This window comes from Vreelandella aquamarina (assembly GCF_044805175.1).
GTDB lineage: Bacteria > Pseudomonadota > Gammaproteobacteria > Pseudomonadales > Halomonadaceae > Vreelandella > Vreelandella aquamarina_B.
Map to the genome: position 1 here is coordinate 2,818,224 of NZ_CP085232.1, position 12,747 is coordinate 2,830,970.

Annotated in this window: 14 protein-coding genes; 6 read left to right on the forward strand and 8 right to left on the reverse strand. The window is 60.9% G+C overall.

The window, feature by feature from the left end; genetic code table 11:
- The first annotated feature begins 61 nt into the window (after positions 1 to 61).
- The 3 genes from LG300_RS13125 (at position 62) to LG300_RS13135 (ending at position 3,032) form a co-directional block, all read left to right on the forward strand.
- Entirely contained in the window at positions 62 to 1,372 is a 1,311-nt protein-coding gene (locus LG300_RS13125; RefSeq protein ID WP_404375761.1) for a short-chain fatty acid transporter, read from the forward strand.
- A gap of 79 nt (positions 1,373 to 1,451) precedes the next feature.
- Positions 1,452 to 1,994, forward strand: coding sequence for an acyl-CoA thioesterase (locus LG300_RS13130; protein ID WP_404375762.1), 543 nt, complete (start codon positions 1,452 to 1,454; stop codon positions 1,992 to 1,994).
- A gap of 33 nt (positions 1,995 to 2,027) precedes the next feature.
- On the forward strand, positions 2,028 to 3,032 hold the full coding sequence (locus LG300_RS13135) for an ion transporter (protein WP_404375763.1): 1,005 nt from the start codon (positions 2,028 to 2,030) through the stop codon (positions 3,030 to 3,032).
- 26 nt (positions 3,033 to 3,058) lie between these two features.
- Here LG300_RS13135 and LG300_RS13140 read toward each other — a convergent pair whose 3' ends face one another.
- A complete protein-coding gene (locus tag LG300_RS13140) occupies positions 3,059 to 3,418 on the reverse strand; it encodes an I78 family peptidase inhibitor (RefSeq protein WP_404375764.1) in 360 nt (119 codons plus the stop codon).
- A gap of 96 nt (positions 3,419 to 3,514) precedes the next feature.
- Positions 3,515 to 3,646, reverse strand: a complete 132-nt coding sequence (locus LG300_RS13145) for an entericidin A/B family lipoprotein (protein ID WP_404375765.1) — start codon at positions 3,644 to 3,646, stop codon at positions 3,515 to 3,517.
- A gap of 130 nt (positions 3,647 to 3,776) precedes the next feature.
- Between LG300_RS13145 and LG300_RS13150 the strand changes: the two genes are divergently transcribed.
- Positions 3,777 to 4,232, forward strand: a complete 456-nt coding sequence (locus LG300_RS13150; protein ID WP_404378041.1) for an HIT domain-containing protein — start codon at positions 3,777 to 3,779, stop codon at positions 4,230 to 4,232.
- Between the two features lie 2 nt (positions 4,233 to 4,234).
- On the opposite strand, the gene LG300_RS13155 is transcribed toward LG300_RS13150, so the two are convergent.
- From LG300_RS13155 to LG300_RS13170, 4 genes are read right to left on the reverse strand one after another with little or no spacing between them, the layout of a single operon-like run.
- Positions 4,235 to 5,287 (reverse strand): nickel/cobalt transporter, encoded by a 1,053-nt coding sequence (locus LG300_RS13155; protein ID WP_404375766.1) that lies wholly within the window; start codon positions 5,285 to 5,287, stop codon positions 4,235 to 4,237.
- A gap of 59 nt (positions 5,288 to 5,346) precedes the next feature.
- On the reverse strand, positions 5,347 to 6,000 hold the full coding sequence (locus LG300_RS13160; protein WP_404375767.1) for a DUF1007 family protein: 654 nt from the start codon (positions 5,998 to 6,000) through the stop codon (positions 5,347 to 5,349).
- 20 nt (positions 6,001 to 6,020) lie between these two features.
- Entirely contained in the window at positions 6,021 to 6,395 is a 375-nt protein-coding gene (locus tag LG300_RS13165; RefSeq protein WP_404375768.1) for a hypothetical protein, read from the reverse strand.
- Complete coding sequence (locus LG300_RS13170; RefSeq protein WP_404375769.1) at positions 6,392 to 6,952, reverse strand: hypothetical protein; 561 nt, start codon at positions 6,950 to 6,952, stop codon at positions 6,392 to 6,394. Before LG300_RS13170 ends, LG300_RS13165 begins: the two co-directional genes overlap by 4 nt.
- Before the next feature lie 115 nt (positions 6,953 to 7,067).
- Between LG300_RS13170 and LG300_RS13175 the strand changes: the two genes are divergently transcribed.
- Both LG300_RS13175 and LG300_RS13180 read left to right on the forward strand, forming a co-directional pair.
- Entirely contained in the window at positions 7,068 to 8,201 is a 1,134-nt protein-coding gene (locus tag LG300_RS13175) for a glycerate kinase (RefSeq protein WP_404375770.1), read from the forward strand.
- A gap of 220 nt (positions 8,202 to 8,421) precedes the next feature.
- Positions 8,422 to 8,898, forward strand: coding sequence for a Dps family protein (locus LG300_RS13180; RefSeq protein ID WP_404375771.1), 477 nt, complete (start codon positions 8,422 to 8,424; stop codon positions 8,896 to 8,898).
- A gap of 102 nt (positions 8,899 to 9,000) precedes the next feature.
- On the opposite strand, the gene LG300_RS13185 is transcribed toward LG300_RS13180, so the two are convergent.
- Together LG300_RS13185 and LG300_RS13190 are read right to left on the reverse strand one after the other, a co-directional pair.
- Entirely contained in the window at positions 9,001 to 10,458 is a 1,458-nt protein-coding gene (locus LG300_RS13185) for an aminoacyl-histidine dipeptidase (RefSeq protein ID WP_404375772.1), read from the reverse strand.
- Positions 10,459 to 10,490: 32 nt separating this feature from the next.
- A complete protein-coding gene (locus LG300_RS13190) occupies positions 10,491 to 12,692 on the reverse strand; it encodes a tRNA(Met) cytidine acetyltransferase TmcA (RefSeq protein WP_404375773.1) in 2,202 nt (733 codons plus the stop codon).
- Positions 12,693 to 12,747 lie beyond the last annotated feature (55 nt).

The following is a 12,747-nucleotide window of genomic DNA, read 5'->3' on the forward strand; positions in this document are numbered from 1 at the left end:
TTGTGCCGCTCCACCGTATATTAGCGGCGCATTTCCTAATAACGAATAAAGTGAGCACTCCATGCTAAAACTCATATCGAAGCCAGCGGTTAAGCTGGTAGAACGTTATTTGCCAGATCCCTATATCTTTGTTCTATTGCTGACCCTCATTGCGTCGGTGGCCGCCATTGCGGTAGAGCGCCAAACACCCCTGGCCGTACTGCGCATGTGGGGCGACGGTTTCTGGGGGCTACTCACCTTCTCAATGCAGATGCTGCTGGTGCTGGTGACCGGCTTTATGCTGGCAAGCTCCCCGCCGGTAAAGCGCATCCTGCAAAAAATTGCCGGTACCGCGAAATCCCCCGGCGGCGCGATTATTCTTGTCACGCTCGTCTCGCTGGCCGCTAGCTGGATTAACTGGGGCTTTGGCTTGGTCGTCGGCGCCCTGTTTGCTAAAGAGCTGGCCCGCCTGATCAAAGTAGACTACCGCCTGCTGGTGGCCAGCGCCTACTCAGGCTTTGTGGTATGGCATGGCGGCCTGGCAGGCTCGATTCCGCTCACCATTGCTACCGAAGGCCACTTCTCTGCCGACCAGATTGGCGTAATCAGTACCAGTTCGACCATTTTTGCCTTCTTCAACCTGGCCATCGTTATCTGCCTGTTTATCGCTGTACCGCTGGTCAACCGCTTAATGTTGCCCGATGAAAAAGACAGCGTGTACGTGGACCGCAAACTGCTCAACGATGAGCCAGAACCCGTAGGCCGCATTACGCGCCCAGCCGAGAAGCTGGAAAACAGTATGCCGCTGTCCCTACTTGTGGGTGTACCGGGCCTGCTGTTCCTGTTGGATCACTTCCTTCTGCGCGACGGCGGCCTAAACCTGAACGTAGTGAATTTTATGTTCCTGTTCCTGGCCATTGTGCTGCACCGCACTCCCCGCAACCTGCTCACCAGCTTGAATGAAGCCATTAAAGGCGGCGCGGGTATTGTTATCCAGTTCCCCTTCTATGCGGGCATTATGGCGATCATGGTGCAGTCAGGCCTTGCGCAAAGCATGTCGGAGTGGTTGGTCTCGTTTGCGACCGCCAATTCGCTGCCGTTCTGGTCGTTCATTAGCGCCGGTATCGTGAACCTGTTCGTGCCTTCCGGCGGCGGCCAGTGGGCGGTACAAGCACCGGTCATGCTGCCTGCCGCGGAAGCGCTGGGGGCCGATATTGCCCGCGTTGCCATGGCAGTGGCCTGGGGAGATGCCTGGACCAACCTGCTGCAGCCCTTCTGGGCACTGCCGGTACTGGCGATTGCAGGCTTGAAAGCCAAGGACATCATGGGCTTCTGCCTAATCCAGCTGTTTATTACCGGTATTATTATCTCCGTAGGCTTGGTGTGGTTCTAAGTCACTAAGCACAACCTCAACGCCCGCCCCTGCAACCGCACGACCAGGAGCGGGCATTTTAGCTTTTAAGGTAATGTGTATGTCAGATAGCTCTTCTGAACATAGCCCTGAACACAGCCCTGAACACAGCGCTCTGCCTGGCCAGCACGAACTCTCCATGACGGTATTGATGACACCAGACATGGCCAACTTCAGCGGCAAAGTCCACGGCGGTGCTATTCTTAAAAAGCTCGATGAAGTGGCCTATGCCTGCGCCAGCCGCTACTCCGGCCACTATGTCGTGACGCTCTCGGTGGATCAGGTGCTGTTCAAGCAGCCGATCCATGTCGGCGAGCTGGTCACGTTCCTCGCCAGCGTCAACCACGTTGGGCGCTCCTCCATGGAAATTGGCATCAAGGTGGTGGCCGAGGATATTCGCCAAAAGCTGATTCGCCATACCAATAGCTGCTACCTCACCATGGTGGCGGTGGATGCCGATGGCAAGCCTGCCCGGGTGCCGCCTTTGGCGCTGGAAACCCCGCTGCAGAAGCTGCGCTTTGAAAAGGCCGCGCTGCGTAAGAAGCTACGTAAGCAGGCGGAGCGTGAAGAGGAGCTGACCCAGCAGCACCACCAGCAGCGTTAAGCGCTGCCCTACCCGCGACGACAAGGAGTCATCATGCCCATCAGGCAGCGCTACCCCCACCTGCCCAAGGCCGTTGAGTACGCGCATATCGGCTGGGATTTTCTGATCATCGCCGCCGTTATTATTAACCTTAGCCTGCTGCTGTTTGACTCGCTGTTTCTGATTGGGCCGATTAACCGGGCGATTGCCGCTATCGCACCCGATTTTCACCGTTTTTACGATACGGCGATCCATAGCCGCTTTATCGCTATCGATCTGGTCTTTGTTAGCTTCTTTATTGCCGATGTGCTGCTGGGCTGGGCCGTGGCGATTGCCGAGCGGCGCTATCACCGCTGGTTCTTCTACCCCTTTGTCCACTGGTACGACGTGCTGGGCTGTATTCCGCTCAGCGGGTTCCGCCTGCTGCGCGTGTTCCGCGTGGTAGCGCTGTTGCACCGTTTGCACCGGCTACGCTTGATTAACGTCACCCGCTGGTCGATCTATCGGTTTTTCGCCAAGTACTACGATATTCTGCTGGAAGAACTCTCTGACCGCATTGCGCTGCGCCTACTAGGCAATGTCCAGGAGCAGATCGTAGCCAGCGACTCGCTCACCGAGCGGGTGGTTGAGCGGGTGATCATGCCGCGTAAAACCCAGCTAATCCATGAAATTGCCGAGCGCTTAGAGGCCACGGCAGGCCAAGCGTACCAGCAAAATCGAACCGCCATTATGGCAGCCATTGATGACTTGGTCGGCCGCACGCTGCGGGAGAGCCCAGAAATCCGCCGGCTACACCGCTTACCCATGGGGCAAACCGCTTCCAGCGCCATGCAGGCTTCCATTACCGGCGTGGCCCAGCGTTTGGTGGATGAAATAGCTCAGGGAATGCACTCCCCCGCCTTTCGCCAACTGGTGGAGCGCACCGCCGAAAGCGGCTTTGACAGCTGGCTAACGGTGGACGACACCAGCGCCAAAGTAACCGAACAGGTGCTTTACGACGTGCTAGAAATGCTGAAGGAGCAGGTACGCCACCAAGGCTGGAAAGACCGTTACGACTAACCGGCGGTGTGGCCTCCCAGCGAGCGTTAGCCGCAGCGCAGCGCCTCAATCATGCCGTTGCTTTCCAAGTGAATATTGAGCCGATCGTCGCGGTAATCCATAGTGGCGGCGGTGCCGGGCCGGAGCACCCGCACCTGACGGGCACCGCTCTGCTCCTCCAGGGTCGCCACATCGGCCTCATCGAAAGGGGCACCAATGGCATACTGCACAGCATTGGCATCGCATGCTTGGCTGACCGGTGTGGTTTGATCCACCGTGGGCGGCTTAGGCGCAGCGGTGCTATCCGGCGCACTGCTACACCCCGCCAGCAGCGTCACAGCAAATATGCCACCTAGCATGGTTGCATAGCGTCGTGTGGCTGCCCTCAAGCGGTTTCCTGGCATCATTTGTGTTCCTCCCTCACTGTGTACCTCCCAAACAGCAGTGCGGGTTAGACACTGCTGCCTAACCCGCACGTTGCATAATAAGCTGTTGGGCTAGCCTTAATTGGCAGCGTCCTGCACGGCCTGGCCGCCCTCTTCGACATCTTGGCCTGCCCCAGCAATGGTATTGCAGCCCGCTAGAGCACCCGCAGTGATGAGCAGAATAAAGCTCGTCGCCAGTAATTTTTTCATCGTGTTCTCCTTAACAAGTCAGTCAACATCGGGAAGCTCCGGCGGCAGCCTTACCGCCTGGGAGTGTTTTCAGCGTAACAGATTTTAATAATTTCGCCTGTTTTCCCAGGTATATCCGGCCCCTGCTATGATGCTTGCCATACCGTTTGGCTTAGGAGAACTCCACTTGGCAACCTTTGAACTCGACCCGCGCTTAGAAGCAGAAACCTTACCCTTGGCTGACCTTCCGCTCTGCCGAGCGCTACTCATGAACGATTCACGCTACCCCTGGGTAGTGCTAGTGCCCAGGATGGCATCGGTCAGCGAGGTGTTTGAACTCGGCCAAGAGGAGCAAGCACAGCTCTGGCGGGAAGCCACCCAGCTGGGCGCGGCCATGAAAGAGGCCTTCCACGGCGATAAACTCAATATCGCCACGCTGGGCAATGTGGTCAGCCAGCTGCATATCCACCTAGTGGTGCGCTATACCGACGATGCCAGCTGGCCCGCGCCGGTATGGGGCAATGGCGCTGCCAAGCCTTACGAGCTCGCCCAACAGGGAGAGCGCCGGGAACAGCTGCTGGCACAAATAGAGGGGCTGACGCTTTAGGCTTAACCACCGAGCAGCGCGCCACGCGCGGGCGGCTCGTTAAGTAACGGGCCGCTGGCGGGCTGCGCCGCACCGGCCAGCGCTAAAGAAATACCCAGGGCAATAATCACCACGCCACCGGCAAATGCAGCCCAACCGGCGGCTTTCCCGACCCGCTGATGGCTCTGCTGATTCAGCCGCCGAGTGGCCCACCCTCGGGCTACGATACTGGCCAGCGCCAGTACCGACACGGTGATGCCCGTGCCCAGCGACATCGCCACCACCGACGCAACGCCCACATAAAACTGGCCCAAGAGGCTCGCCGCCCCCAGCATCAAGATCGCCCCACTACAGGGTCGCATGCCGATGGCCGCCACGGTCATCAGTGCCGTGCGCCAATCCAGCGCCTGCTCGGGTTCAATGTGGTGGGCACCGCCACAGCAGTGGGTGTGGTCTTGGTCTTGGTCTTGGTCTTGATCGTGGTGATGGCGATGGTGATGGTGATGGTGATGGTGATGGTGATGGTGAGCACCATGAGCGTGCATGACGGCTGGCTCATGCCGAACTGCATAGGCGTGGCGCAGCTGCTTCACCGCCCGCCAGCAGAGCCAAGCCCCTAGCAGCGCTACTAGTAGAAAACTGGCCTGCTCGACCCATACCACGCTGCCCATGGCTTGACGCGTCACCCAGCCCAGCCCGTGTACCAACACTGCCACCATTGCAATGGCGGTTATGCCTTGTAGCAGCGATGCGGCAAACGATAGCCCCAGCGCTCGGCGGGCAGCGCCGCCGTGGGAAGCCAAATAGGTGGCCAGCACCGCTTTACCGTGCCCTGGGCCTGCGGCATGGAACACGCCATAGGCAAAACTAACGCCAAGCAGCATTAGCCAAGTGCCAGGGGAAGGCGTGCGTGACAGCTCAGTAATGGCTAGGGTAAGGCTGCGGTGTAGCTCCCGCTGCCAGGCGAGCAGGTGCAGGCTAGCGCCTTGTAAATTCGCCTGTAACGCCCAGGCCAAAAGCGCCACGCCAAGCAGTATCAGCGCTACCGAGGTCAGTCGTCGTCGCGTTAACGGCATTCTTCCTCCGCAAGAAAGATATAAAGTAACACTTTATACATGACCAGCCAGGCAGGCCGCTAGCGGCAATCCACCCGCCCTGTTTCCGCAAAGTGGCGGCCTAATCCCGGTTCGCCCTCCTCGTCCGCGTCTAGTAGTGACGCCTGCAACACCTTCTCCGGATCGGGGTCGGCGGGTAGCACGCTTAGCGTGCAATCGGGTTCGCCGTTGAGAATCAACGCCTGCGGAGAGGGCGTACCTCCCTCCTCTTCATGCACCATCTCGATATAGTAGGTTGGGTCGAAGACTTGATACTCCAGCACCTGCCCGCTAAGCGGCTGGGGCGTGGTCAGCGGCAGAATGAACATAAAGGTGAGACGCCCATCTCGCTCCAGCGCGGTGTACTCGGTCACATCACCCAATGCCTGCAGCTCGTCGCCTATCCGCACCTCGGTAAAATAGTGCTGTGCCGCTAAATTATCGCGGATTTCACCACCCAGCTGATCCAACCCCTGCTCCAGGCTCGCACCTGGCACTTGTTGCAACTCTTCAAGTATCACCAAGCTGTAGAAAGGGTCCATCCGCCACGTTTGGTGAAGCCCGGTGGCAACGCCCTCTTCATTGGTAATGATTCGAACGCTTATATCAATCCAGCCATGGGGGTGGGCCAGCGCCCACTGGCTAGCAAACAGGCTACCCCCCAATACAAGCGCCTGGCAGGCGCGTCGACACATTGGCCGTGGCCATGCTCCTATCACGGCAGTTCTCCCAGTTTACGCTGCAACTCCACCAGCCAGGGGTCCAGTACATAAGGCGGAATCGGCTGGCTGCCGCGCAGCGCCGATACGCTTACTAGGCTCCCCCCCTGGGCCTCGCTCACTTGAAGCTGAATTCGGTACTCTGGCCAGCGCGCCAGGCTTGCCTCGGCGCGGCCTAGCGTTAAGTCGGCGTGGCGTATCACATAGCCCTGCTCCATCATCAGCGCTATCGCCTCGCGGAAGGTCTGTTCCACCGGGGCACTGTAACGCAGCTCGCGGGGTTCAAGGGGCTGTGTGGTGGCACAGCCTGCCAGCCATAACGCGGCTAACAGCGTAGCCGTCATAAAAAAGGCGCGGCGATTTGATTTCATAATGCCCCCTGAGTCACGGCCGTTTGCTGAAACGCTTCTTGGAAACGGCGGCAAAAATCATCGTTGCTGGCGCTATAAGACTCCCGCAGGTCACCCAGGTGGTCAAAACGGCGAATATCGCGGGAGATACGCAAATAGCCGCCGTCGGCAAGTAGCGACACCCGCTCTACTTCCACCGGCTGCTGACCAAACCCTGGGCCGTACCCGCCCCCTACGCCAATCCCCACATGTCGGCCAATGCCAAACCCACCAAACAGACGGAAGCCGCTGCCATAGTCGTCGTAATCATAATGATCATAATAACCAATCAGCTCGCGCTCGCGGGAGGCGCTTACGAGCCCAAGCGCCGTGTCGGTCGTCTCCAGCGAAAAGCCCCAGGCTTCCAGCACATCGATGCTGTCGGTCAATACGCCGAGCGTATCGCCTGGTGCGGTCTGGCCGATGGGAAAGTAGCAGGCTGCCGATGGCGCAGGCTCCGCTTGGGGCAGCCGGTCGGGAACCGTCTGGCAGCCCGCCAGCGCCAAGAGGCAGGTGATGCTAATGGGTATGGCCTTCATGATAGATCCTCTTGCTACCTTCGTGGCTGGTGTGTCGCCCAGCAGCGCGCTAAGCTCGCCAGCAGACATACAAAAGCGACAATACGCTAAGACAACGTTTTAAGGAGGTTGTGCGATGAATGTACTGCTTTGCCCGGACAGTTTTAAGGATGCCCTGAGTGCTGAACAGGCCGCCAAAGCCATGGCCGAAGGGGTTAAACGGGCAATGCCCAGTGCCATCACACAGCTTTGCCCTCTGGCCGATGGCGGCGAGGGGAGCCTGGACGCTTTAATTGCCGCCACCCAGGCCGAGCGCCGCACGCTCACCGTACAAGATGCCCTTGGGCGGCCACGCCAAGCCGCCTGGGGTTGGCTTAGCGAGCAGCGTACCGCGTTTATCGAGCTAGCAGAAGCCAGTGGCTTGCAGCATCTCACACGCCAGGAGCGCAACGCCCTGCATACCACCACCTACGGCGTGGGCGAGCTATTTCTCGCCGCGCTGGAGGCCGGCGCCACCCATGCCCTGTTGCTGTTGGGCGGTAGTGCCACCAATGATGCCGGTGCCGGAATGCTCCAAGCGCTGGGGGCCACGCTACTGGACGCCCAGGGCCAGCCGCTGCCCCCTGGCGGCGCAGCGCTTGAGCAGCTCGCAACCCTTGACCTTTCCACCCTCGACCCTCGCCTTGCCGAATTACGCGTAGAGGCCGCGGTGGATGTGGATAACCCACTGCTGGGCGAGCGTGGCGCCAGTGCGGTGTTTGGCCCGCAAAAAGGCGCCACGGAAGCCGACGTTGCCACGCTCGACCGCGCCCTTGGCCACTTTGCCGACCTCACCGCCAAGGCGCTGGGCCGAGACGACCGAGAGCTGCCAGGAGCGGGAGCGGCAGGCGGCATGGGGTTTGCCGCCCACTGCTTTTTGAACGCGACGCTGACGCCAGGCATCGAGATGATTATGCAGCAGGCGAACGTTGCCCGCCTGCTGAACGATGCGGATTTGGTGATAACCGGTGAGGGCCGCTTGGACGGCCAGAGCCTGGCGGGCAAAACGCCGATTGGCGTCGCCCGCGCTGCTAAACAACAGAACAAGCCGGTGATCGTGCTCGCAGGCAGCCTGGGCGATGGCTGGCAGGCTTGCACAGAGGAAGGCGTTACCGCCGCCTTTGCCCTAGCCGATGGGCTAATGGCGTTAGAACAGGCGCTGCCGCGTACCGCAGAGCTGCTGGCCGACCGCTGTGAGAGCATCGCACGGCTTTGGCTGGCCAGCCGCTGAGCCTGCCGCAGCGTAAGCCCCTTGAAATAACGCGCCTGCGCCTGCATCTCTTAAATCATCAGCGATGAGTCAGCCGTCGCCAGCTCACCGCTCTTATGGTAGGGCGCTATGGCTGCGATGCAAAAAACCTGTTTTGCATCCCAAACAGAGCGCCTTAAGCTAGATCAAACGATTTGATGGCCGTACTTTTCAGCGCGGCTCCAACCACGGAGGAGCACAAATGGATAATATGAACAGCATTGGCCTACACGAAGGCAGCGCCAGCCAACTGGCCGAAAAGCTGAACCAACTGCTGGCCAACTATCAGATTTTTTACATGAACGTGCGTGGCTACCACTGGAACGTGAAGGGCAACGACTTCTTTGAACTGCACGCCAAGTTTGAAGAGTTCTACACCGACCTGCTGACCAAAGTGGACGAAGTGGCCGAGCGTATTCTCACCTTGGGGCATAAGCCGGTACACGCTTATAGCGACTACATCGAGCTGTCGCGCATCCAGGAAGATAAAGACGTTCACGATGGCAAGACCTGCGTGAAAGGCGTGCTCACCGGTTATCAAACGCTGATCGAGCTGCAGCGCGAGCTGCTGGCACTGGCCTCCGATGCCGACGATGAAGGCACCGCAGCACAGGCGGGCGACTACATCCGCGAGCAGGAAAAAACCGTCTGGATGCTCAACGCCTATCTGGGCAAATAAGCGAGCTAAACAGCCTCGGTTAAGCCTGGGGCTGCAGATACCTATAAAAACGGCACCGCGAAGGTGCCGTTTTGATTGCTTTTTTGCTGATTGAGCGCGGCGCTACTTCGCCAGTGTTTCCACCAGATCGCGCAGCATGGCCCAGAACTCCGCCACGGAGGCGATTTCCACCCGCTCATCCGGAGAGTGGGCGCCGCGAATCAGCGGGCCGAAGGAGATCATATCCAGGTGGGGGTACTTGCTGCCCAAAATGCCGCACTCAAGCCCTGCGTGAATCACTTTTACCTCGGGTTCATGGCCCATCAGCGCTGCGTGGCGCGCTTTGAAGGTGGCCAGCAGCGGGCTTTCTGGATTAGGTGCCCAGCCAGGATAGCTGTTCTCGACTTTCACCCGTGCGCCCATTAGCCCAAACAGCGCCTGGAAGCGGCCAGTCATTGCTTCAGCAGCGCTATCGTGCAGCGAACGTACCAAGGCACAGAGGTGAAAGCGCCCTTTCTCGACGCTCAGCACGCCCAGGTTATTGGAAGTCTCAACCACGCCGGGCACGTCCGCGCTCATGCGTTCAACACCGCACGGGGCCGCATGCAGTGCAGCTAGCAGCATAGCGCTGGCGTCCAGCGTCAGCGGTTCTCCGTCGGCCTGCTCGGCACGCGCCGCGGTCAATACCAGGCCGCTGTCGCCACTGCCCAGCTCGGTTTTGAGGGTGGCGGCCAGCTTCTCGACGGTTGCCAGAGCGGCGTTCATATCGTCGGCGGGCAGCGCTACCTGGGCAAAAGCTTCGCGGGGGATGGCGTTACGCAGCGTGCCGCCCTGGTAGCTCACCAGGCGAGCATCGAAGGCCTCCAATGCCCATAGAACGCGCACCAGCAGGCGGTTAGCGTTGCCCAGGGGCTGATGGATATCCATACCCGAATGGCCGCCTTTCAACCCGGTGAGCGAGAGGGAGAGCAGCCACTCATCCTCCTGCAGCGCGGCGCTGGGTAGCTGGGCATCGACCACCACATCCGCGCCGCCCGCGCAGCCGATATACACCTCGCCACGGTCTTCGCTATCCAAGTTCAGCAACAGCGAGCCTTCCAGCCAGTTCTCGGCAAGGTTCAGCGCACCACCCATGGAGGTCTCTTCCTCCAGGGTGAACAACGCTTCCAGCGGGCCATGGGTGAGTTCGGGGTCTTCCAGCACGGCGAGAATAGCCGCTACGCCCATGCCATTATCCGCGCCCAGGGTGGTTCCCTCGGCGTGCAGCCAGCCCTCTTTGACGACGGTGCGAATGGGGTCGCGGGTAAAGTCGTGCTCATGCCCTGCGTTGGCCTGGGCCACCATATCCAGGTGGCCCTGCAGCACGATCCCCGGTGCGCCTTCACAGCCGGGCGTGGCGGGCTTGCGGATACGCAGGTTGCCGAAGTCATCCCGGTCATGGGCGAGCCCTTGGTCGTCGGCCCAGGCTTCTAACGTCGCCACCAAGGCGGCTTCATGGCCGGAAGGACGCGGCGTGTTACACAGGGTACGAAAGTGCTGCCATACAAGGCGTGGCTCGAGCGCTGCTAAATGTGCGTTCATGGAAACTCTTCATTATCGATAACCCACTTACTTTACCGCTCTGGCTCACTGGGGAAAAGCGCGCACGCGGCGATCACCTGCCGCACCACCTGACGCAAGCGCTCCACGGCCTCCCTATGAGCGCTGGCCAGCGGTTGGTTTTGGTAGGCCCAGGCGGCCAGCAGTTGATGCGCCTGCTGCGCCTCGTCTAGCGGCTGGCGGCTGGCCTGCCGCGCCAGCGCCTGCAGCGCCGGTCGGGCCAGAGCGGGGTCGCGCCGTGCATAAGCCACATCGCCAATGGCTTGGCGCTCTGCCGCGCTAAGCGGCTGGCTGGGGAGCGCGGCGAGTAGCAGCGCCACCACAGGGGCGGGCAGTGCCGCCAGCTCAAACGCCAACAGGCCGGGCAGCGAAGCGGCAAAGCCTGTGCTTAACCCATCCAGCACTATCTGGCCCTCTTGGTTGAGCGCTTTGGCAACCATGACGGCGTATTCACCGGTGGCGGCTTCGCGGGTTACCCCTAAGCGCACCGGCACGAATCCCAGCGCTAACCAAAAGCGCAGCAGCGACGCTTCTGCCCCAAAGGTGGCCCCATACAGCGCAGTATCCTGCTGGGTAGCACTAGCGATATCCTCTTCCAACAGCTGTCGCCCCAGCCCCTCCCTTCTACGCAGGGGGTGAGTGGCAATGCGCGCGACCCGCCGCCAGCGGGCGGTCAGCGCCTCACGGCAGCCGCAGTGGGCCGCCAACGACTGGGCCAATAAGTGCCCCTGGGGCCTGCGCTCCCCCCGCGCCACCTGCTCGGCAAGCTCGGCTGAAAAACCGCCCTCCTCCCGAGTGACCAGTACAGCCTGGGGGTCAGCCCCATCGCTGCCTACCACCATTCGCAGAGCCGTGCCGGGGCCATCCAGCAGCTGGCGTAAATCGCTCGGCGTGGTGCGGTAGTGGGACTGTACCAACAGGCCAAACAGCTTCTTGAGCAGTGGCTCCTGCTCCGCTAGCTGCGCTTGGCTAAGCACCACACTGGGCGGCCGTTCGCCCTTGTTTAGCGCTGCGCTAGGCAACGGCGCGTCTAGCAGCAGCAAACGCTGGGTGAGGGCTTCCAGCGGATCACCGGCTGACCAGCGTATCGGCGTTTGCAGCGTTAGCTCACGCCACTGGGGCGCTTGCCGATCCAGCACGTCACGAAAGCGCAGGGCAAAGCCACGCCCCGAACCTTCGTAGCCATGCACCGTGGTAGCAAAGGCAATGCGCGGAAAAGCGGCCAGCCAGCGGGCCAGTAGCGACGCCGGGATGGCAGCGGCCTCATCCACCAGCAGTGTGCTACCGCTGCCCCCTAACATGCCTTGCTCTACCTGCTCCGTCAGTACATCCGGCGGTAAGAAACGGAGCCAGCTGCCGTTGGGAAGTACTATCTCGGCGGGGCTTTGGCGCTGAGCTTCCGGGCACAGCGCCGCCACTCGGGTAAAGACGCTCTCTACCGCGCTAAGCCGAGGGGCGGTCACTACAAGCCGCGCCTCGTTTTGCTGCAGCAGCCGCGCACAAGCAATGCCCAGGGCGGCACTTTTGCCTCGGCCACGGTCGGCAGTGAGCACCAACGGGCGGCGGCGTTTCAGCTTGACCAGCGCTCTCACAGCGCGGGCCTGGTCTGCGGTGAGGCAGTCGGCGTCGTCCCAATGTGCGAGCGTTGCCTGCCGTTTGCTAAGCATGGGTAGCCGTAACGTCCCCCCCGCCGGCCAGCGGATCACTGATTCCGACTCGACCAACTGGCGGGCCAGCCGCGCTAGGTAGCGGGCGCTGAGTGCCTCCCAGGACCAAGGGTGATCGGCAAAACGGGCGTAGTCGGGGTCGGGCTGGCTCCCCCAGGCCGCTGGCGTGATCAGTACCAACAGACCGCCAGCGCTGATTGTGCCTGCCAGTGCGCCTAGGGCGTCCGGGTCCAGCCCCTGCTGGCCGCTGGCGTCCAAGATGACTAGCTGATGCTCTGCCCCCAGCCGAGTGCGCGCTTTGCGGCTGGGTAAGCTTGGCGCTACCGGCGCTTGCTGGGCAGCGCCTACCCACAGCGGGGCATGCCAGCTATGCGCCTGCCAGAGCGCCAGCGCCTGCTGGCGTGCCTGCTCCGGCGTGCCATCAATCCATACCAGCCCGCGCCAGCCGCGCTGCTTTAAACGGCGGGCATGGCTGGCTAAAGCCGTCACCTGCTTACTTACTCCGTTGCTATCCACGGGCCAGCGCTTGACATAATTTTGTCTGCCCACAGCAGCTCCTTAAAACGGCAGTTCTCTTACAACTTTGGTTTAACTATCGCATGAT